Below are 18,748 nucleotides of genomic sequence, written 5' to 3' on the forward strand. Positions count from 1 at the left end.
GACGTATGCAGGTCAAGCAGGCTGCCAATGTTCTGGAGCTTCTCGAGTTCTTCGCCCGCCGGCAGCGCCCGGCGACCCTGGCCGAGCTCTCGGACGAGCTCGGCTGGCCGCGATCCAGCACGTTCAACCTGATCGGCACCCTCGCGGAGAAGGGCTATCTCTATGAGCCGCGGGCGCGGGGCGGCTACTACCCCAGCCCGCGATGGCTCGCCATGGCACAGGCGGTCTCGAAGGCGGAACCCCTGCCGGAGGCAGCCCTCCAGCTCGTGACCGAGATCGCCGAGGAAACGGGGGAAACCACGGCGATCGGCGCGCCCGCGAGCACGCATGCGCTCTTCATCCATGTCGTCGAATCGAGGGCGCCGATCCGCTATTTCGCCCGCGTCGGCCATCGCCTGCCGATCCATGCCAGCTCGACGGGCCGCGCCATCCTAGCCCAATATTCCCCGGCGGAGCGCCAGGCGCTCTACCGCAAGCTCAGCTTCGAGCGCTATTCGGCAACGACACCGATGAGCATCGAAGCGGTCGAGGCCGAGATCCGGCGCTCCGCGGCGCGCGGCTATCATTTCAGCAACGGTGACTTCAGCCCCGACCTCGTCGGCGTGGCATTTCCGCTTCCCGTCCGCCACCGGCGACTCTCGATCGTCGTTGCAGGCCCGCAGTTCCGGTGCCTCGACAGAACCGCAGAGATCGCAGAGGTGATGAGACTTGCGATCGCGCGCTTCGCCGGCGATCTGTCTGCTGATAACGAAACCGGTTTCTAAAGAAGGCCGTCACCTGCCTACGTCAGTACGAAGCTCTGCTTCCAGCTAAAGCGCTAAGGTCGGCTTTTCGGCAAGAAGCTAGACTCTGCTGCTGGCGAATGTCGCCAGCAGCAGCGCGAGAGCGAAAGTTCCGCTTCCGGGAAGTTACTAAATGTCCGGAATTGGCGCCCTCTCGACCACCTTACTCCTCAGCCTTCCAGTGAGAAGCTCGGGCTGCCATAGGGATAATAGTCCTTCAGCGTGAGATTCTCGTAGGACAGAGCATCGAGATGAACGGTGCCCATGAAGGGCTCGGGCGGCTCGACCAGAAGGATGGTCGGCGTGAAGCCGCTATCGTCGAAGCCGCGGCGGAAATGGACGCGCGACTTGATCGCGATCACGTCGAAATCATCAGGCGCGAGGCCGAGCTGCCAGAGCTCCGAAGGCTCGATGATCTGGGCGAGGTAGGGGCTGAGCACCAGCACGTTGCCCCGGCCGAATTCGACGCAGACCCAGTCCTTGCCAGTGCCGCGCGCGGTCGTTGCCGGCCCCACGGATCGCAGCCTGCCGGAAATACGGATCGGCGCTCCCGCCGATTCATCGAAGAGGCCGCCGATTTCCGCGTCGAAGGCATCGCCGGGCTTCGCGCCGGACGCGATGATGGAGCGGATCGCCTCCGGCGAGGCAATCGTCGCGATCAGCGTGCGTTCGAGCTTGTGCGCCACGATCTCCTGGAGGAGCCAGGTCGCATAGCCCGAGCGGTCGCTGTAGTCGGCGAGAAGGACGGGCCCCTTGCCCTCGGCAACCGCCTCGCGGGCCAGCGCGACCGCCTCCTTCGTCTTGTAGATCCTGACGGTGTCCAGCAGCGCCTGACGACGGCGCCAGGTCCATTCCGCCATGTCGCGGATGACGCGCTCGGCGAGGTCCGGGTCGTCATTGGTCAACACCTGCAGCGACATGCCGGCATCGGGCACGTCCGACCAGGGAAAGCCGAAGAACACGTTGACGAAGACGTCGGGCTCGCGCGCCTCCCAGATCAGCGCGCGCTGGATGAGGTCGGACCAGGGCGAGGCGCCGGTCCACATCACCACGGTCGGGGCGATGATCGGGATGCGCAGAGTGCGATGCACCGGCTTGAAGCTGCCGCGGATCGCGCGGACCAGCATGCGCGCCGCGCGCTCGCCCTGCAGATGCATGTCGTAATGCGGGAAATACTTCACGCAGAATGCCATGTCGGCATGGGCGAGGAAGTTCTCGTCCTCGTTGCCGTGCGGATCGAAGGTCGCGGTGATGAAGGCCTTCTTGCCCACGACCTCGCGAACGCGCCGGGCGATGTCCGCTTCCGGCCGCGGCACGCCACGCACGGCGAGCGCCCCGTGCAGCGCAAGATAGACGCCGTCGAGCTTCGGCTGCGCCTTCAGCTCCGCGATCATGATGCCCATGAAATGCTCATAGGCATCCTCGGTGACCCAGCCCGAGCCGGTTCCGGTGCGTGGCCAGAGTGGCGAGGTGATGCCGAAGAGCTCGACATCGGCGAACTCACGGGCCACCTGCACGAAGCCGCCCATATAACCCTTCGGGTCGGTAGCGAGCAGCGCTTCGCCCGATGCCGGTGAGCCTGGATAGATGAAATCCTCCCGTGTCGTGTCGTTGGGAAGGAATGTCACCGTCTCATGCGCGAACTGAAGAACGGCGATCCGAAGCTTGGACTGAGTCACAGCGGCCTGACGTCGTAGAATTGAGCGAAACCGATGCGCATGCCGGTAATCCCGCGATAGGCGGTCTTCTCGTAATAGGCGCCGAGCGGGATATAGGGCACGTCGATGAAGAACTGCTTCTGGATCTCGGCGCAGATCGCCTTTTGCGTCGCGAGATCCTTGGCGGCGAACCAGTCGAGCCGGAGCTCTTCGAGGCGCGGAGATTTCGGCCAGCCGAACCAAGCCTGGTCGCCATTGCCGCGGATGCCGAGTTGGCTCGCCGGATCGAAATTATTGGTACCGTTCAGATAGGTGAAGAAGATGCTCCAGCCGCCCTTGTCGATCGGCTGGCGGCTCGCCCGGCGCTGCACGACCGTACCCCAGTCGGTCGAGACCAGCTCGACATTCACCCCGGATTTCTGCAGGGCATCGGCAGCTACCGCCGCGAGCGCATGGGTCGAGGGATAGTCGGTCGGGTCGAGCAGCACGACGCGCTCGCCCTTGTAGCCGGCATCGGCCAAAGCGCGCTTGACGGCGGCGAAATCGCGCTTGCCGACGAGGACCTCGGTCCCAGCCGTCGTCGCCATCGGCGTATCCGGGCTGAAGACGCCGACATGATCCTTCCAGAGCGAGCGCTCATCACCGGCGACCGCCGTCATGCACTCGCTCTGGTCGATGGCGCCGAGCAGCGCCCGCCGGATCGCCGGATTGTCGAAGGGCGGATGCAGCGCGTTAAAGCGCAGGCAGCCGATGCCGCCGGCCGGGTCGAGGCCCTCCAGCTTGAGGCCAGATCGACCGTTGAGAGTGCCTTGCAGGTCGGGCGTGGGGTTCTGCCACCAGTCGACCTCGCCATTGGCGAGCGCATTCGCCGCCGTCTGCGGATCGGGAATGATGCGCCACTCGATCCGGTCGAAATGAACGTGTTTCGGGCCCGCCGTGAAGGTGGCCGAGCCATCCGCGCGCGGAACATAGCCGTCGAAGCGCTCATAGACGGTCAGTGCGCCCGGGATGCGCTCATCGGCCTTGAAGCGGAACGGACCGCTGCCGATCATCTCAGTGACCTGCCTGTTCGGGTCGGTGACCGCAAAGCGCTCCGGCATGATGCAGGGCATGGAGGTGCCGGTCTTGCCGAGCGCGGCCGGCAGCAGCGGGAACGGGCGCTTCAGCCGGAACTTCACGACGCGATCGGATTCGACCGAGAGCTCGTCCGTCGCGTCCATCAGGGCGCGGCCGAAAGCGTCGCGGGCGGAGAAACGACGGATGCTGGGCACCACGTCCTGCGCCCGGACCGGCTCGCCATCATGGAAGCGCAGGCCTTCGCGCAGCGTCAGCCGCCAGGTCTTGCCGTCATCCTCGACCGTATGGCCGGCGAGCATCTGCGGTTCGAAACCGTAATTGGCGTTCTGGCCGTAGAGCGTGTCGAAGACCAGATAGCCGTGATTGCGCGTTACGGTCGCAGTCGTCCAGACCGGGTCGACGATCGCGACATCCGATTCCGGGATGAATTTCAGCACCTTTGCCCGCTGCGCAAGGGCCGGTTTGGCCACAGTGGAAACCGCGGCACCTGCAGCGACACCCAGAAACGTCCGACGCTTCATGCCGTGAACCCTCGCCCAAGGGGGTGGAAAAGCTGCGCAGGACGCGCCGCCGCAAATCCAGTCAGTCGATCCTAGGATGCGGGAATTGACCGGCGCAAGCGGAGTTGCCCTGGCCCAAGCGCAGGAGCGCCCCTTCAGCGACGCGAATCCACCCACGCGAGAGGGCCGGCATGTTCCTGCCAGCATCTCGCTATTCGCGGAATGATATTCCGCGACGGAGCCCGATGTGCGAGCGGTGCTGCCCGATCCTGCCATGCGTGCGCCTTTGACCAGCGAAACCTCTTCCCCAACAGCCCATTCCCGTGGCGTCCTGCTCGTCTTCGCCGCGACCGTGGCCTGGAGCGCCAGCGGCATCTATGCGCGCCTGTTGACGACGGATTCCTGGACCGCCATCGCCTGGCGAGCGCTGTTCGCCGCGCTTTTCCTGATCGTTCCCATGGCCATGTTCGGCGGCGCAGGCACGCGCCGGGCCTGGAAGAAGGCGTTCGGGCCGACCGGACTGGCGCTGATCGCGTTCCAGACGATCAGCCAGGCCGCCTTCATCGGCGCCTACTACATGACCAGCGTGGCCAATGTCGCGGTGATCTACGCGACCGCGCCCTTCATCGCCGCCGTGCTCGGCTGGCTGCTCCTCAAGGAGCGCATCGTCCTGCGGACGATGGTCGCGGGGCTCGCCTGCCTCATCGGCGTCGGAATCATCATCTCGGCTTCGCTGGGCGCGGGGCGCATCATTGGCGACCTGCTCGCCCTGCTGATGACGGTGACATTCGCCTTCGTCATCGTCATCCCCAGGCTGGACCCGGACCTTCCGGCGATGCCGCCGATCTTCATCAGCGCGGTGCTGACCTTCCTGCTCTTCGCGCCGTTCGGCTCCTGGAACTCGCTCGATGCCCATAACCTCGTGGTGCTGGCAGCCTTCGGAGCGACCAATTTCTCGATCGCGCTGGTGCTCTTCATCATCGGCGCGCGGCACCTGCCGCCGGCGGAATCGGCCTTGATCGGCACCACCGAAGTCGTCATGACGCCGGTCTGGGTCTGGCTCCTCTTCGCGGAGCCGCCGCCCTTCGCGACGATCGTTGGTGGAGCAGTGATCTTCGCGGCGGTGATCTGGTACACACTCTCCGAGCTCCGGCGCGGTAAAGCCTAGCGCGGCCATTTTGAGAGGGCTGCGGCGAAATTCGAGCCTGAGGAGAGCGGGATGTTCGTAGTGGCCTGCGGCCGGTTTCGTGGACAGGGCGTTAGGCGAACCCCACCTTCTGTTCGAACTCGACCGGGCTGATGTAGCCGATGGTCGAGTGCCTGCGAACGGCATTGTGGAACCGCTCAATGCAATCGAACACGTCGGCACGAGCATCGTCGCGTGTTCGGTAGGGCCCGCCGCGTGGGTCCGAGATGGGCCGTCATCTGACCGGCGAAACTGATCCTGAGCGTCCGCTTCGCGGCGATCGCCCAATGTCTGGAACTGGCGCACGCTCCCCCTCGTACGGCTTTACCAGAAGAAGGACGGGAGCAAACCGCCCTAGGCTCAGCGCCAGCCGCGCCGCCACAAGGAGAAGATGCCGCAAGCGGCCAATTGCGCCGCGACGAGGATGTAGGGCCAGTCGAAGCTCGCCGTCCGGCTGGCGATGAGCGCGAAGATCAGGGGACCGCAGAAGGACCCGGCAAAGCCGAACAGATTCGCAGCGGATGTAATGTCGCCGACGAGTGCAGGCGGCGACAGTCGTGCCAGCTCCGCCATGTAGACTCCGTTCCACCCCAAAGACGTCGCGCCAACGAAGGCGATTGAGCCATAGAGAGCCCAGGAGGATGCGTTCGCCGACCAAATTAGCAACGTGATCGCGGCACTCGTAGTGAGCAGAAGCAGGCAGAGCAGGAGCGGGCCACGACGCCATCGATCCGCGAGCCAACCGAGGCCGATCCTCGAGACCGTACTGGCGGTGAGCATCATTGCGATAAGGAAACCCGCCTGGCCGAGATCCTTGCCGAGCTGCGTGACCAGATAAGTCGCGGTAAAGGCGGTGACGCTGGCCTGGGCGAGCGAGAACGAGATTCCGATGCCGGTGAGCAGCGGCAGGGATGGATGGGAACCGATGACCTTGACCGCATTGTGCAGGGCCGAAGGCAACAGGAACGTCCGCACCCATCGCGGATTCGCCTTCCCCCTTTCGACGTCGAGGCGCTTCTGGAACGGTTGCACGGCCAGCAGACTCAGCAGGACGATGGCTGCAATAAGTCCTACCGTATAGGCGAAGCCAAGCCTGACCACTGCTGGAGCCACGCACACACCGGCTATAGCGCCGCCGAGAGGCACGCCGGCTTGCCGGATCGAGAAGATCAAGTTGCGGTGCCGAGGTGGTGCCGTACGCATCAACATCGTGCTGCCGGCGGGATTGTTCGGTGCCAGACCAAGCCCGAGCAGGAGAGCGCCGACGAAGCCGAGAGGGGCGACCGGCTGCGACAGGAGGATCATCGCCAGGCAGATGGCGGCCAAACCGAGTTGCAGAGTACGGATCGGTCCGTGATGGTCGAGCATCGGACCTCCGCAGGCAAGGCACCAGCAGATGCCGATCGACGTGGTCGCGGAGATATAGCCGATGCTTTCCGGCGGCAGGTCCCAGCGCTGCGTCAGAACCGGGCCGAGCAAAGGAACCGCGGCTGCAGCAAACGAACTGATGATCTGTACGAGCAGCGTGGCGCTCAGCGCGCTGCCCCATAGCGGCAATCGCAAGCTACGTCTCCCCTCAGCCCGCCGTATTGTTGAGGTCGGACGCAACCCTCGGCCGCGCTGCGCGATGTCGGCTTGCACAGCTCATGTGCAATTCTGCCGGTGCGGTCGAGATCACGCCGGGGGAGGTCTGGCCTGCAGGTTTTGCATGGGTAAGAAGACCGCGCCGCACAAATAGGAGGTCCGCTTCCCGGTGGGGTCCCAACTTCTGCTCTTGGCCCATCTTTGGCGGCAGGAGCGCTGGGCTCTGGCTCCTACGATCGTCGACTTCTCGAGAGGAGGCTCATCGAAGGCCCGCTCTATCGGGTCGCCGGATTCTCCCCGCTCTGGGGTTGGAGCAGCGCTTTTGCCGCTTCAAAAACAGCCCGCGCATGGGTCAGGGCCGGTAGGCCCCGATTCGGAACCTCGACCGAAAGCGACGCCCTTGGCGGAATGGCGGCCAGCAGCTCCCGCAGTGGCAGCGCCCCCTCCCCCGGCAGGAGCCGGCCGCCGCGAGCTTCGGCAACGAGCCCGTCATTGTCAGTCGGACGCCTCGCCGGCGCGTCACAGAGCTGGACACTCTGGATCAAGGGTTGCGGAACATCCCGCAAAGCTGCCGGCGAGCTGCCGGAGCGCGACAGATGCAAGGCGTCGATCAGCACGCCGACATTTGCCATGCCGGTGGCCTCGACGGCCCGGACAGCGGCCTTCAGCGACCCGATGCGGCGCCAGGGCATGATCTCCAGATCGACCCCCATGCCGTATCCGGCAGCCTGCTCGGCAAGCATGGCTAGGTTGGCGCGGAACCTCTCCTCGTCCGGATCATCCCCGCAGACGCTCAGACGGCGTACGCCGAGTTCCCCCGCGCTCTCGAGCACTGGCAGAAGTTCGCGGACGGAGAACTCGTCGTCTATGACGACGAATTCGATGTCGTAAACACGGACACTGCTGGCCTGCAGCGCAGCTTTCACCGCCCGCATCTCCGAGCTTCCTGCTGGAACCGTGTAGAAGGGCGCTCCTCGAAATGCAGGGTGAAGGCGCAACCCGACGGCGGCGTATCCGACCTCGGCAGCAAGATGCACCAACTCGACCGGCGGCACGTCGATGCAGGAGAAGTGTGCGATACCGAGCGGCGGCATGAACTGCGTCATGGCGCGACCCTGTCAGCGAGATGATCGGCGAGATTGCTGCCGGTCCGATGGATGTGTTCGCGCAGGCGTTCGCAGGCAAAATCAGCATCCCGGGCCACCGCCCCCTGCGCAATCTCACTGTGCTCCATGCTGACATTCCGGTCGCCGGACGTGCGCACGAGAAAGCTGCGCCGATAACGATCGTTCAAGTTGAGAAGCGTTCGGCAGAAGCCCAGCAGCAGCGGCATGCCGCACCCCGCCAGCAGGGACAGATGGAATTCGCGGTGCAGCGCTTCCCACCGCTCCAGCGTGGCCGAATCCGCGGGGTTCCGTTCGGCTCTGTTGAGGCGGTGCAAGGTCCGCATCACCTCGCCCTCCCACTCCGCAGGCGCATTCGCGATCGCCTGGCGCAAGGCGAGCGCCTCGAACTCCGCGCGCAACCGCGTGATCTCGCGCAGGTCGGCCAATGAAACGGGAGCGACGCGATAGCCGCGATTGTCCTCGAAAATGACGAGGCCATCCGGGATGAGCCGGGCCAGAGCCTCGCGCAGAGGGCTCAACGAGACAGAAAAGATCTCGCGCGCCCGATAGAGGTTGATCTTGGCCCCGGCCTCGAGCTGCCCCGAGACGATCGCTTCCCGCAACCGCTCAACCAGTTGGCTGGCAATCGTGTTCTTGCCGTCGTCGATAAGGGCAGTCCGCCACAGCGCGGCAGAAACGCCACCGGCCGCCGCCGACTCGGCAGGCGCCATTCCAGACATCGTCGGCGCGCTGGCGGGTTTCAACACCAGACCTTTCGGAGCTGCGAGGAACGTCCAGACCCTATAAATAAACGATTATCGAGTGTCAAACAGGCCTCTACTCCTGAAGGGAAACCCTCGAAATATGCCCTTTCTGCGAGTATGTCGGCGCTAAATCGGGCATAGAATCGGCTTCAAGTTGACAGATAATCGATTATTTAACATAAGCTCCTCGCCCCGCACATCTTTGAGGGAGGTTCGCGCATGCTCATCGAGCGCCAGGAGGACGTCACGCCAGCCGTACTGGACGTCATGAAGCGGACGCGGGACCCGCGCATGCGGGACATCATGGTTTCGCTCGTGACGCATCTGCATGGCTTCGTGCGCGACGTCCGGCTCACGGAAGCCGAATTCCGTGACGCGACGGCGATCCTCAACGAGATCGGCGCGCTCGCCTCCGACACCCACAATGAGTTCGTGCTGATGGCCGGCTCGCTCGGCGTGTCCTCGCTGGTCTGCCTGCTGAACAACGGCGACGGCGGCAACACCGAAACCTCCCAGTCCCTGCTGGGCCCCTTCTGGCGGCTGAATTCACCTCGGGTCGAAAACGGCGGCTCGATAGTCCGCTCCGACACGCCCGGAGCGTCGCTCTTCGTCAGTGCGCGTGTCATCGACGGAGGCGGCCGGCCGATCGAAGGGGCAGAGGTCGACGTCTGGCATTCCTCCCCGGTCGGGCTCTACGAGAATCAGGATCCCGAACAGGCCGAGATGAACCTGCGCGGCAAGTTCACGACCGATGCCGATGGCCGCTTCTGGTTCAGCTCGGTCATGATGGTGGGGTATCCGATCCCGACCGACGGCGTGGTCGGTCGTCTCCTCGAGGCGCAGAATCGCCACCCGATGCGTCCCGCCCACCTGCATGCGCTGATCTTCAAGCCGGGCTTCAAGGTGCTGATCTCGCAGGTCTACGACCGCACCGATCCGCACATCGAAACTGATGTCCAGTTCGGCGTGACCAGGGCCCTGATAGGAGACTTCGTCCGCCATGACGAGCCGCATCCGTCGCGGCCGGACGTCGCGTCTCCCTGGTACGCGCTCGAATACACCTATGTGATGGAGCCGGGCGAGCCCGTTTTGCCGCGCGCGCCCATCAAGTAGCGCTGCCGTTTCCTGACAGGGAGAATGCACCCCAATGCTCACGGAAGACGATCGCCGCAAGGCCGCAGAAGCCATCCTGAAAGCCGAGCGCGACCGCGTGCCCTGCATCCAGCTTTCGAAGACATTTCCCGACATGGAGATCGCCGACGCCTACCGCGTCCAGGATCTCTGGGCCGAGGCCCGGATCGCCAATGGCGCACGGCTCGCCGGCCACAAGATCGGCCTGACCTCGCGCGCCATGCAGATGGCGTCGAAGATCACCGAACCTGATTACGGTCGCATCCTCGACGACGCTCTCTACAACGACGGCGCCCGGCTCAAGACGGACGCCTTCATCAAGCCGCGCCTCGAGGTCGAGCTCGCCTTCATCATGGGTGAGGATCTTTCCGGCCCGGCCTGCCGCGTCCACGACGTGATGCGCGCGACCGAATTCGTCGTTCCGGCCCTGGAGATCATCGACTATCGCACTGAGGTTCCCCGGGCGATCGTCGACACCATCGCCGACAATGCGGCGTTCGGTGCCATCGTCCTCGGCGGCCGCACGATCCGCCCGTTCTGCGTGGACGTGCGCTGGATCGGGGCGACGCTCTCGCAAAACGGCATCATCGAGGAATCGGGCGTCTCGGCCGCGATCATGGGCCATCCGGCGGCCGGCATCGCGTGGCTCGTCAACAAGCTGCACGATGTGGGGGCTGGATTGAAGAAGGGGCAGATCGTCCTCGGCGGCTCCTTCACGCGCCCCGTCGATATCAAGAAAGGCGACGTCATCCATGCGGACTACGGGCCGCTGGGCGCCATCGGCGTCTCCTTCATCTGAGACCGCGTGATGCAACTGCCCGAAAACCATTTCCCTGCGGAAAGGCCGCCATCAGTTCGGCCTCTGGTGCAGCCTGCCCGGCAGCTATGCCGCGGAAGCCATGGCGGGCTCGGGCTATGACTGGCTGCTGTTCGACACCGAACACTCGCCGGGCGACCCGCTGACGGTCCTCGCCCAACTCCAGGCCGTTGCGCCCTATGACGTGTCGGCCATTGTCCGGCCGGCCAGCAACGACACCGTGCTCATCAAGCGGTTCCTAGACCTGGGCGCACAGACCCTGCTCATCCCCTATGTCCAGAACGCCGACGAAGCGCGCGCCGCCGTCGCGGCGGTGGGCCGAGGTATGGCTGCTCCCGGCCATTCGGTTGCTGCGGTGAAACTCTCAAAAAGCCGATTTCAGGATTGCCAGGTAGGCATCCCGATCTGCGGGCCTCGGATTGGTGGCGGATGAATGATCGGCCGTAGCAGCTTCTGCGATGCGGGATAGACAGTCGGGTGGGACGCCCATTTCGGACAGAGTGGACGGCATCGCGAGCCTTGTGTTCAGAGCTTGGAAATGCGCAGCCAGATCGTGCCCGGCTGCTAGTCCGAGCCGTTGCCGGATGACCGCATATTTCTGTGCGCAATGCGACTCATTGAATGTGAGGCAGTGGGGCAGAAGCACTGCGTTCAGCGTGCCATGGTGGAGCGAAACCTGCTTCAGGCCGCCGAGCGGATGGGAGAGCGCGTGGACGGCGCCGAGGCCCTTCTGGAAGGTGAGACCGCCCTCCAGCGCCGCCATCATCATCTCGCGCCGCGCCTCGCGGTCGCTGCCGTCTGCGACCGCCCGCTCGATCGAGCCGATCGCGCGGACCAGGCCGTCCAGTGCAATCGCCTCGGCGGGCGGATTGTAACGGGGGCTCAGATAGGTCTCGATGCAATGCGTGATCGCATCCATGCCGGTCGCAGCCGTGAGCGACGCGGGCAGCCCGAGCGTGAGGTCGGGGTCGCAGATCGCCCGCTTGGGGATTAGATGAGGCGAGATGAAGCCAAGCTTGCGACCGTCGTCCAGGCTGATCAGGGCGGCGCGCCCGACCTCGCTTCCTGTGCCGGCGGTCGTCGGGATCGCGATCAACGGCGCGACCGCGGCCGTGATCTTGGGTATGCCGCCGAGGATCGCCGCATATTGCGCCAGGGGTTCGGGATGGTTGGCGAGCAGCGCGACACCCTTGGCCAGGTCGATCGCGGATCCGCCGCCGATGGCGATCAGACCGTCGCACCCTTGCGAACGAAACACGGCCAGCGCGGCGAGAACCGCGCTTTCCGTCGGATTAGGCGGCGTGTCGAGAAATGTAGCCATGCCGCTGCCATCGGGGAGCGCGTCGCGAAGGCGGTCAAGCAGGCCGGCCCGTTCGATGCCCCGATCGGCGACGATGAGCGGCGCCTTCATGCCCAGCTCGTTCAGATCGTTGCCGAGGCCCGACAGGGCGCCCGCCTCAAACCGGACGGTGGTCAGATAGGTGATCAGCGACATGTCGGGTCCTTCGTGGTCATCACCGGATGCGATGCCGGCGCGTTGCTTGGAGGCAAGGTGATCGGGGAGTGCGAGGCTGGCGCCCGCTGCGCTTTCGCGACGCAGGCTAGCGGCCGAAGCCGTCGATGACGTTGCCGCGCAGGAAATCCATGTCCATCTCGATGCCGAGGCCGGGCTTGCCCGTCAGCCTGAGGCTGCCGCCCTTGTTGTCGAGGGGCGTGTCGATGAAGCGGTTGTAGCAGGAGAGGTCATGCATTGAGGTCTCGATGCGATAGAAATTCGGAACCGTGATCATGACTTGCGCGCCTGCGATAACATTGATCGGTCCGCTGGCGTCATGCGGGGAGACCGGAATGTAGTAGGCCTCGGCCATGGTCGAGATCTTCTTCATCTCGCTGATCCCACCCGTCCAGGTGACGTCCGGCATGATGTAGTCGGCCAGCCGGTTTTCCAGGATCGGCACGAATTCCCAACGCGTGTGCAGCCGCTCGCCGACCGAGATCGGCACGCTGACCTTGTCGCGCACCTGCCGCAGGGCGTGATAGCTCTCGGGCGGCACCGGCTCCTCGAACCAGTCGATCTGGCCGGCATCCTGCAGGCAGTTGCACAGGCGGATCGCGGTCGGCACGTTGAAGCGCCCATGCGCATCGATCAGGATTTCGATATCCGGGCCTGCCGTCTCGCGGATCAGCGCGGTCAACTCGGCGGCAACGCGCTCGCCCTTGCGGGACATTTCACCGTCGAGATAGCCGTTGCGGCGGATCTGAAGCCCGTTCAGATGGGGGAAGGGATCGAATTTCAGAGCCGTATGACCGGAGTTGACGATGCCCATGATCTCCTCGACGACCCCCTCCCTGGTCGTGAACTTGTTCTGGTCGGGGTGGGTATAAAGCAGCACCTCCTCGCGGACCTTGCCGCCGAGAAGTTCGTAGATAGGCTGGCCCAGAACCTTGCCCTTGATGTCCCATAGCGCGATGTCCACCCCGCTGAGGCAGAGCGCGGCGGCGCCACGACTGCCCATATAGGTGAAGTTCCGATAGGTCCGGTTCCAGATGCTCTCGATGTTGAGTGGATCGGCGCCGACCAGCAGCTCGTTCAGGTGGCACAGGGATGACGCGACCGTGCGGTTGGCGAGCCGCGTTGAGGTCGTGACCTCGCCCCAGCCGGTGACTCCTTCGTCGGTCTGCACCTCGACGAACAGGAATTCACCGAAAAAGGTGCCTTCGGCTTTGACGATCCAGGGCGTGATCGACGAGATCTTCATGACGCTGGCTCCGGTGGGCGGCGATCGGCGCTGCCCGCTATGTGCAAGGGATTGAAACCGTAGGGGTGCCGCCGGTCAGCCCTTCGTCGCGCCCGACATCAGGCCGCCGACGAAGACCTTCTGCAGGCCGAGGAAGATTGCCGCGATCGGCAGGCTCATGATCACGGACGCGGCCATGATCGCCCCCCAGTCGGTGTCGTATTCGGTCGAAAACTCGGCGAGCCCGATCGGCAAGGTCTTCACCGACGTATCGTTGGCGAAGGACAGGGCGAAGATGAACTCGTTCCACGTCGCGACGAAGGAATAGAGAAAGATCACGACGATACCTGGCAGCGACAGCGGCAGCATGATCCGCAAAAGGATCGTAAAGCGCGAGGCGCCGTCGATGATCGCTGCTTCCTCCAGTTCGACCGGGATGTTCTTGAAGTAACCCGTCAGCATCCAGATCGCGAGCGGCAGGGTGAGAACCAGATAGACCAGGATCAGCCCGATCAGCGAATTCAGCAGGTTGAGGTAGCCCAGGAATATGTAGAGCGGCACGATCAGGGCGGCCGACGGGAGCAGATGCGACATCAGGATGAGCATTTGCCAGAGCGAGCGCCCCCTGAACTCGAAGCGCGAGAAGCCATAGGCTGCCGGGGTCGCGAAGATCAGCGCGATGATGGTGGAACCCAGCGAGACGACCGTGCTGTTCCAGAAATACCGCGGCACGTTCGAGTCGAAGAGCACCTTCTGGTAGTTCGCAAACGTCGTCTGCTTCGGCAGCCATGTGATCGGGATATGGTAGAGCTCGGCCAGGCTTTTGAACGACGAGACGATCATCCAGAAGAACGGCACGACCGTGATCGCCACGAGGATCAGGACAGGCAGGTAGACCCAGGCACTGCGCGCCTTCATCTCAGCTCTCCTTCCGGCGGCCGTCGAACCAGATATGTGCGACGATGAAAACGGTAGAGACGATGAAGAACATTACCGACAGCGCACTGGCCTGGTTGAAGTTGAAGTACTGGAACGCCTCGACAAAAATCTGGATCGAGGTGATCAGCGACCGGTCCGCCGGACCTCCCTTGGTCATTGCATAGATGATCGTGATCGAATTCACGCCGGCGATGATGAGCAGCAGGGTGATCGAAGCCAGGATCGGCCGCAGCTGCGGCAACGTGATGTAGAGGACCTCGTCGCGAAAGGTCGCGCCATCGACCTTCGCCGCCTCGTAGAGCGAGACAGGGATCGACTGCAGCCCGGCCAAAACCATGATCGCCACGAAGGGAAACATCTTCCAGACGTTCACGGCCGTCAGCGCCGGCAGCACGATGCTGGGATTGGTCAGCCAACGGACCGGCTCGTCGACGAGCCCATTCGACATCAGCACATAGTTGATCACGCCATAGTCGGTATGGAACATCCAGGCCCAGGTCATGGCGCCGACGATCCCGGGAATGACCCAGGGGATCAGGGTCAGCGCCCGCACCAGGGCCTGCCCGCGGAACCGCTCGTTCAGCACGATCCCCGCCGCCGTGCCGAGCACGAGCTGCAGGATGATCGACGACGCCACGAAATAAATCGTGTTGACGGTGGCCCGTGCGGTGCGATCGGATTCGACGATGTTGATGTAGTTGGCCGCGCCCACGAAGGCCCCGCTTCCGTCGGTGACGCTCAGGATCAGCGTAGAAATGATCGGGTAGATGATGAAGGTCGCCAGAAGCGCAATCGCCGGCAGGATGAAGAAGATCGGCCCGTCCTTATGGGCGGCGATATAGCGCCCGATCCGCCCGCGCGGGGCGTCGGCATGACGCTCCGGCGGGCGCGGCGGCGAGTGGGCTGGGATCGGGGCCAAGCTCTGTGCTGTGTTGGACATCATCGTCACGCTGCGGCGCGGAGGGGCATGCCGGGGCCGCCACGTCAGCGCGCAAGCGCATGACGTGACGCCTGGGCGGCTATTTCTTCAGGATCGCGTCGATCGCCTTGTCGGCGGCGGCCATCGCGGCCTGCGGCGTAGCCCCGCCAATCAGGATCTCCTGGACGCTCTTGTAGTAGGCGCTGGAAATCTCGAGCCAGGTGCCGATGGCCGGTTGCGGCCGGGCATGGGTCAGCATCACCTTGAACGCGTCCAGCCTCGGATCGGCGAAGCGCGGCAGGTTCATCGCTGTCGTGGTGGTCGGGAAGGTGCGCGTGTAGAGCGCGAGCCGCTCTGGCTTGGCCAGGAACTGGAGCAGCTTCAGCGCCTCGGCCTTGTTCTTTCCGGCTTTGGGCACGATGAAGCCCCAGCCCCCCAGCAATGCGGAGGTCTGCTTGCCCTTGGGATACGGCATGATCGCGACGCCGTAATCCAAATTGGGCGCGTCCTGCGCGAAGCGTTCCAGTTCCGTCGGCGTGCCCTGATACATCGCGATGGTTCCGGCCATGAACAGGCGACGCAGTTCGAGGCCGCCATTCTCCAGCGTCGAGGGAGGCGCGACCTTCAACGTGGTCAGCATGTCCGTATAGAACTTCACGCCCGCCACCGCCTCGGGCGAACTGAGCGTCGCCTTCTTCATGTCGGGGGAGAGGATGTCGCCGCCATTCATCCAGATATAGGGCAGCGAGCGATACAGCGTGTTGCCCTGGCCTTCGGCTCCGCCGCCGGCGATCCCGTAGCCGTAGCGCCGCTGGCCGGTCTTGCTGGTATAGGTCAGCTTCTTCGAGACTTCGATCATCTCGTCCCAGGTCTGGGGCGGCTTTCCGTCATCGAGGCCGGCCTCGCGGAACAGATCCTTGCGGTAAAGCATCGCCAGGGCCTCGGCCTGGAAAGGTAGGCCATAGACTTTGTTGTCGACCGAAGTCGCTGCCAGCGTCGCGGGCACAAAATCGCCCAAAGGCACACTTTGGCCAATTGCCGCGCCGACCTCCTCGAGCGCGCCGGTGGCCTGATAGGACGGGATCCATGAGTTCTGGACCTCGATGATATCGGGCGGCAGCCCCGACCTCACCGCAATCATCACCTTGCCTTCGAGGCCACCATAGGGATTGGCCTGCAGCTTCACGGTGATGCCGGGGTTCTCCTTCTCGAACTCGGTCGCAAGCTGCTGGGCCTTGACCCGGCCGGGTTCGGATACCCACCAGTTGATTTCGCCCGCCAGCGCTGGCGTCACCGAGATGATAGCAGCCGCGGCCATCGCCAGGCGGAGCTTGAACGTCGTGTATCTCACTGTCGGTCCTCCCTGAGATCGTTTTTATTTTTGTTGCCGCCGGGTCTTTTGCCCGGACGGTATCGTTCTGATTCCGGTCGCTCTGGCGGCGACCAGGTTGGGTGTATCTATTCCTATTTGAATAGATCGTGTTCTGTTATGATCGTGGGCGGTCGGGCGCGGCCTGTCAAGAATTTGCTTGCATCGGGGCGGGCCCGATGCGTCTGCGATGGCGGCCGTTTATCGGCGCTCGAAAAACAGCTCCGTTCGTCTGTCGCGATAGGCTTTGAAGCCGGCGCCCGCCTGGAGCCTGGACTGCAGGTTCTCGTCGAGAGCCGCTGGTCCAGCGTCGAGGGTCGCGGCGTTGGCCCGCAATTGCTCTGCATTGTCGACGCCAAGTATGATCACGTCCGTGTCCTGGCGGCCGACCCAGGCCAGCGCGGTTCGCGCCACGGCCGCACGGTCGGTCAATCCCACCTCTTCGGCGATCGGAAACAGTTCCCCCTTGAAGAAGACCTCCCGCGCGATGACGCCGAGGCCGAGTTCCCGCGCGCGTGGAACCACTGCGTGCAAACCGTCGAACTCGCCGAGGCTGAGATCGAGATTGACCGCATCGAAGCCGCCGGAGCCGAGTTCGGCGAGGTAAAGCCTTTCACCGGCATGGGAGTCGGCCACTGCAAAACGGATCAGGCCGTCCTGCTTGAGGCGGGCGAGATTGTCGGCGAGGCGCGCCATATAGTCCGGCGTCTCGTCGATCGATCCATTGATCAGGCCGATATTGAAGAAGTCGACGATCTCGCGGCGGATCAGCTTCAGAACGCGTTCGGTCTCGGCTCGCAGCAATGAGTAGTCGAGCATCTGCCGGTTGCCGGGATCGTAGCCGTAGCACATGCCTTCGGGGCGGGTCTGGACATAGACCGGATAGGGCGGCGGCAGTTCGGACAGGTTGCGACCCAGCGCCTCCTTCTCCGAGTCAATCGTGACGTCGAAGAGGTTGATGCCGAGATCATAGGCCGCCTTCAGGATCTCGAGCCGCTTGGGCCCGCCGAAACCCGGCGCGACATATCCGCGTGTGACGGCCTGGGCGAAGTTCTCGTTGAAACCGCGCGACAGCCCGCTCTTCAGAAATTCATGGCCGCCGAGCGCGATCTGCGAAAGGGAAAGGCCGGTCTTGCCGAAAGGCTTGAAGCGCATGAGAAGACCCGTCCGGTTCAGTAGCCGCGCGCAAGATCGACGGCGTTGGGAAGGGGGCGGCCCGCACGGAAGGCCTCGATATTGTCGAGGAAGATGTCGAGGCTGCGCGGGATGTAGGTCAGAGGGTCGCCGGACGACATATGCGGCGTCAGGACGAGATTGGGCGTCGTCCAGAGCCTGTGCCCGGCCGGGACCGGCTCCGGCGTCGCCACGTCTAGAACCGCGCCTGCCAGCGCGCCGGCATCCAGTGCATCGAGCAGGGCATCCTGCTCCACGAGTTCGCCTCGGCCGATATTGACCACGCCGGCCTGCGGAGGCAGCAGCGCGATCCGCCTTCGGTCCAGCAGATGCGTCGTCTGGGGCGTCAGCGGCGCGATCAGGACCAGGAATTCGGTGGCGGTCAGGATGCGGTCAAGATCATCCGTCGCGATGACGTCGTCGCAATGCGGATGTGGCTCGGCTCTTGTCCGGACCCCGGTGACATGCAGGCCGAGCGCCTTCAGGCGCTGCGCGATCACGCCGCCGATGGCGCCCAGGCCGACGATCGTCGCCCGGCGGCCAGCCACCGAGGAGGCCAGCTTCCGGTGCCAGCGGCCCTCGCGCTGCTGCCCCGCGAAAAGCGGCATGTGGTTGGCCAGCATCAGCACGGCCATCAGAGCGTATTCGGCCGCCTTGACGCCATGGGCGCCGCTGTTGTTCAGAAGCGTAACGCCCGCCGGAATAAAGCGGCCCTTCGCCAGTGAATCGACCCCGGCATGGGTGAGGAAGATCAGCTTGAGTTGCGTCGGCTCGGCGGAGGGCAGGTAATTCTGCACCACCCGGGAGGTGGTGATCAGTGCGTCGACTTCGCCGATGACGGCTGCGAAATCGGCTGCGGTTTCGCCGAAGCTGGTCTCCAGGCCATGAGCCTTTTGCCCGGCCCTCGCCACCGCGTCCTGCCACTGAGCCAGCGTCGCACGCGGATTGCCGTCATCGGGATGGTTTTGGATGTGGACGCGCATGTTCTGCTCCTGAAGGCTGCCG

Annotated in this window: 16 protein-coding genes and 2 pseudogenes; 5 read left to right on the plus strand and 13 right to left on the minus strand. The window is 64.2% G+C overall.

The window, feature by feature from the left end; all coding sequences use genetic code 11:
• Positions 1-5: 5 nt before the first annotated feature.
• Positions 6-764, plus strand: a complete 759-nt coding sequence (locus AC1DDA_RS03765) for an IclR family transcriptional regulator (protein WP_476794692.1) — start codon at positions 6-8, stop codon at positions 762-764.
• Positions 765-952: 188 nt separating this feature from the next.
• Here the strand turns inward: AC1DDA_RS03765 and AC1DDA_RS03770 are convergent, their stop codons facing one another.
• Positions 953-2,461, minus strand: coding sequence for a M81 family metallopeptidase (locus tag AC1DDA_RS03770; protein ID WP_476794693.1), 1,509 nt, complete (start codon positions 2,459-2,461; stop codon positions 953-955).
• On the minus strand, positions 2,458-4,038 hold the full coding sequence (locus AC1DDA_RS03775; RefSeq protein ID WP_441511508.1) for an ABC transporter substrate-binding protein: 1,581 nt from the start codon (positions 4,036-4,038) through the stop codon (positions 2,458-2,460). Before AC1DDA_RS03775 ends, AC1DDA_RS03770 begins: the two co-directional genes overlap by 4 nt.
• A 253-nt stretch (positions 4,039-4,291) precedes the next feature.
• Between AC1DDA_RS03775 and AC1DDA_RS03780 the strand changes: the two genes are divergently transcribed.
• Positions 4,292-5,185, plus strand: a complete 894-nt coding sequence (locus tag AC1DDA_RS03780) for a DMT family transporter (RefSeq protein WP_476794694.1) — start codon at positions 4,292-4,294, stop codon at positions 5,183-5,185.
• Positions 5,186-5,276: 91 nt separating this feature from the next.
• On the opposite strand, the pseudogene AC1DDA_RS03785 reads toward AC1DDA_RS03780, so the two are convergent.
• The 4 genes and pseudogenes from AC1DDA_RS03785 to AC1DDA_RS03800 form a co-directional block, all read right to left on the minus strand.
• A pseudogene (locus AC1DDA_RS03785) lies at positions 5,277-5,408 on the minus strand (IS3 family transposase); the annotation flags it as partial.
• A 155-nt stretch (positions 5,409-5,563) separates the two neighbouring features.
• Entirely contained in the window at positions 5,564-6,844 is a 1,281-nt protein-coding gene (locus AC1DDA_RS03790) for an MFS transporter (RefSeq protein ID WP_476794695.1), read from the minus strand.
• A gap of 218 nt (positions 6,845-7,062) precedes the next feature.
• The gene (locus AC1DDA_RS03795) at positions 7,063-7,893 is read right to left on the minus strand and encodes a sugar phosphate isomerase/epimerase family protein (protein WP_476794696.1); all 831 of its coding nucleotides are present in this window, start codon (positions 7,891-7,893) and stop codon (positions 7,063-7,065) included.
• The gene (locus tag AC1DDA_RS03800; protein WP_476794697.1) at positions 7,890-8,624 is read right to left on the minus strand and encodes a GntR family transcriptional regulator; all 735 of its coding nucleotides are present in this window, start codon (positions 8,622-8,624) and stop codon (positions 7,890-7,892) included. Before AC1DDA_RS03800 ends, AC1DDA_RS03795 begins: the two co-directional genes overlap by 4 nt.
• A gap of 252 nt (positions 8,625-8,876) precedes the next feature.
• Here AC1DDA_RS03800 and AC1DDA_RS03805 point away from each other — a divergent pair, with 252 nt between their 5' ends.
• From AC1DDA_RS03805 to AC1DDA_RS03815, 3 genes and pseudogenes are all read left to right on the plus strand, one after another.
• On the plus strand, positions 8,877-9,770 hold the full coding sequence (locus tag AC1DDA_RS03805; RefSeq protein ID WP_476794698.1) for a dioxygenase family protein: 894 nt from the start codon (positions 8,877-8,879) through the stop codon (positions 9,768-9,770).
• Between the two features lie 34 nt (positions 9,771-9,804).
• Positions 9,805-10,587: a 2-oxo-hept-4-ene-1,7-dioate hydratase gene (hpaH, locus tag AC1DDA_RS03810; RefSeq protein ID WP_441509709.1), complete on the plus strand. Its 783-nt coding sequence runs from the start codon at positions 9,805-9,807 to the stop codon at positions 10,585-10,587.
• A gap of 9 nt (positions 10,588-10,596) precedes the next feature.
• A pseudogene (locus AC1DDA_RS03815) lies at positions 10,597-10,921 on the plus strand (aldolase/citrate lyase family protein); the annotation flags it as partial.
• Positions 10,922-10,969: 48 nt separating this feature from the next.
• Here the strand turns inward: AC1DDA_RS03815 and AC1DDA_RS03820 are convergent.
• From AC1DDA_RS03820 to AC1DDA_RS03850, 7 genes are all read right to left on the minus strand, one after another.
• The gene (locus AC1DDA_RS03820; protein ID WP_476794699.1) at positions 10,970-12,100 is read right to left on the minus strand and encodes an iron-containing alcohol dehydrogenase; all 1,131 of its coding nucleotides are present in this window, start codon (positions 12,098-12,100) and stop codon (positions 10,970-10,972) included.
• Positions 12,101-12,206: 106 nt separating this feature from the next.
• The gene (locus AC1DDA_RS03825; RefSeq protein WP_476794700.1) at positions 12,207-13,364 is read right to left on the minus strand and encodes a mandelate racemase/muconate lactonizing enzyme family protein; all 1,158 of its coding nucleotides are present in this window, start codon (positions 13,362-13,364) and stop codon (positions 12,207-12,209) included.
• Positions 13,365-13,439: 75 nt separating this feature from the next.
• Positions 13,440-14,261: a carbohydrate ABC transporter permease gene (locus AC1DDA_RS03830; RefSeq protein ID WP_476794701.1), complete on the minus strand. Its 822-nt coding sequence runs from the start codon at positions 14,259-14,261 to the stop codon at positions 13,440-13,442.
• 1 nt (position 14,262) lies between these two features.
• Positions 14,263-15,222, minus strand: coding sequence for a carbohydrate ABC transporter permease (locus tag AC1DDA_RS03835; RefSeq protein WP_476794702.1), 960 nt, complete (start codon positions 15,220-15,222; stop codon positions 14,263-14,265).
• 79 nt (positions 15,223-15,301) lie between these two features.
• A complete protein-coding gene (locus AC1DDA_RS03840) occupies positions 15,302-16,552 on the minus strand; it encodes an ABC transporter substrate-binding protein (RefSeq protein WP_476794703.1) in 1,251 nt (416 codons plus the stop codon).
• Positions 16,553-16,771: 219 nt separating this feature from the next.
• Positions 16,772-17,725, minus strand: a complete 954-nt coding sequence (locus AC1DDA_RS03845) for an aldo-keto reductase family protein (protein ID WP_476794704.1) — start codon at positions 17,723-17,725, stop codon at positions 16,772-16,774.
• A gap of 17 nt (positions 17,726-17,742) precedes the next feature.
• Positions 17,743-18,726, minus strand: a complete 984-nt coding sequence (locus AC1DDA_RS03850) for a D-2-hydroxyacid dehydrogenase (protein ID WP_476794705.1) — start codon at positions 18,724-18,726, stop codon at positions 17,743-17,745.
• Positions 18,727-18,748: the final 22 nt, after the last annotated feature.

The organism is Allobosea sp. 10N428, assembly GCF_056394545.1.

Excerpts from the sequence above, each read along its gene's own strand:
- AC1DDA_RS03765 (WP_476794692.1), top strand. The coding sequence starts at position 6 with ATGCAGGTCAAGCAGGCTGCCAATGTTCTGGAGCTTCTCGAGTTCTTC.
- AC1DDA_RS03775 (WP_441511508.1), bottom strand. The coding sequence starts at position 4,038 with ATGAAGCGTCGGACGTTTCTGGGTGTCGCTGCAGGTGCCGCGGTTTCC.
- AC1DDA_RS03780 (WP_476794694.1), top strand. The coding sequence starts at position 4,292 with ATGCGTGCGCCTTTGACCAGCGAAACCTCTTCCCCAACAGCCCATTCC.
- AC1DDA_RS03795 (WP_476794696.1), bottom strand. The coding sequence starts at position 7,893 with ATGACGCAGTTCATGCCGCCGCTCGGTATCGCACACTTCTCCTGCATC.
- AC1DDA_RS03800 (WP_476794697.1), bottom strand. The coding sequence starts at position 8,624 with ATGGCGCCTGCCGAGTCGGCGGCGGCCGGTGGCGTTTCTGCCGCGCTG.
- AC1DDA_RS03805 (WP_476794698.1), top strand. The coding sequence starts at position 8,877 with ATGCTCATCGAGCGCCAGGAGGACGTCACGCCAGCCGTACTGGACGTC.
- hpaH (WP_441509709.1), top strand. The coding sequence starts at position 9,805 with ATGCTCACGGAAGACGATCGCCGCAAGGCCGCAGAAGCCATCCTGAAA.
- AC1DDA_RS03820 (WP_476794699.1), bottom strand. The coding sequence starts at position 12,100 with ATGTCGCTGATCACCTATCTGACCACCGTCCGGTTTGAGGCGGGCGCC.
- AC1DDA_RS03825 (WP_476794700.1), bottom strand. The coding sequence starts at position 13,364 with ATGAAGATCTCGTCGATCACGCCCTGGATCGTCAAAGCCGAAGGCACC.
- AC1DDA_RS03830 (WP_476794701.1), bottom strand. The coding sequence starts at position 14,261 with ATGAAGGCGCGCAGTGCCTGGGTCTACCTGCCTGTCCTGATCCTCGTG.
- AC1DDA_RS03835 (WP_476794702.1), bottom strand. The coding sequence starts at position 15,222 with ATGTCCAACACAGCACAGAGCTTGGCCCCGATCCCAGCCCACTCGCCG.
- AC1DDA_RS03845 (WP_476794704.1), bottom strand. The coding sequence starts at position 17,725 with ATGCGCTTCAAGCCTTTCGGCAAGACCGGCCTTTCCCTTTCGCAGATC.
- AC1DDA_RS03850 (WP_476794705.1), bottom strand. The coding sequence starts at position 18,726 with ATGCGCGTCCACATCCAAAACCATCCCGATGACGGCAATCCGCGTGCG.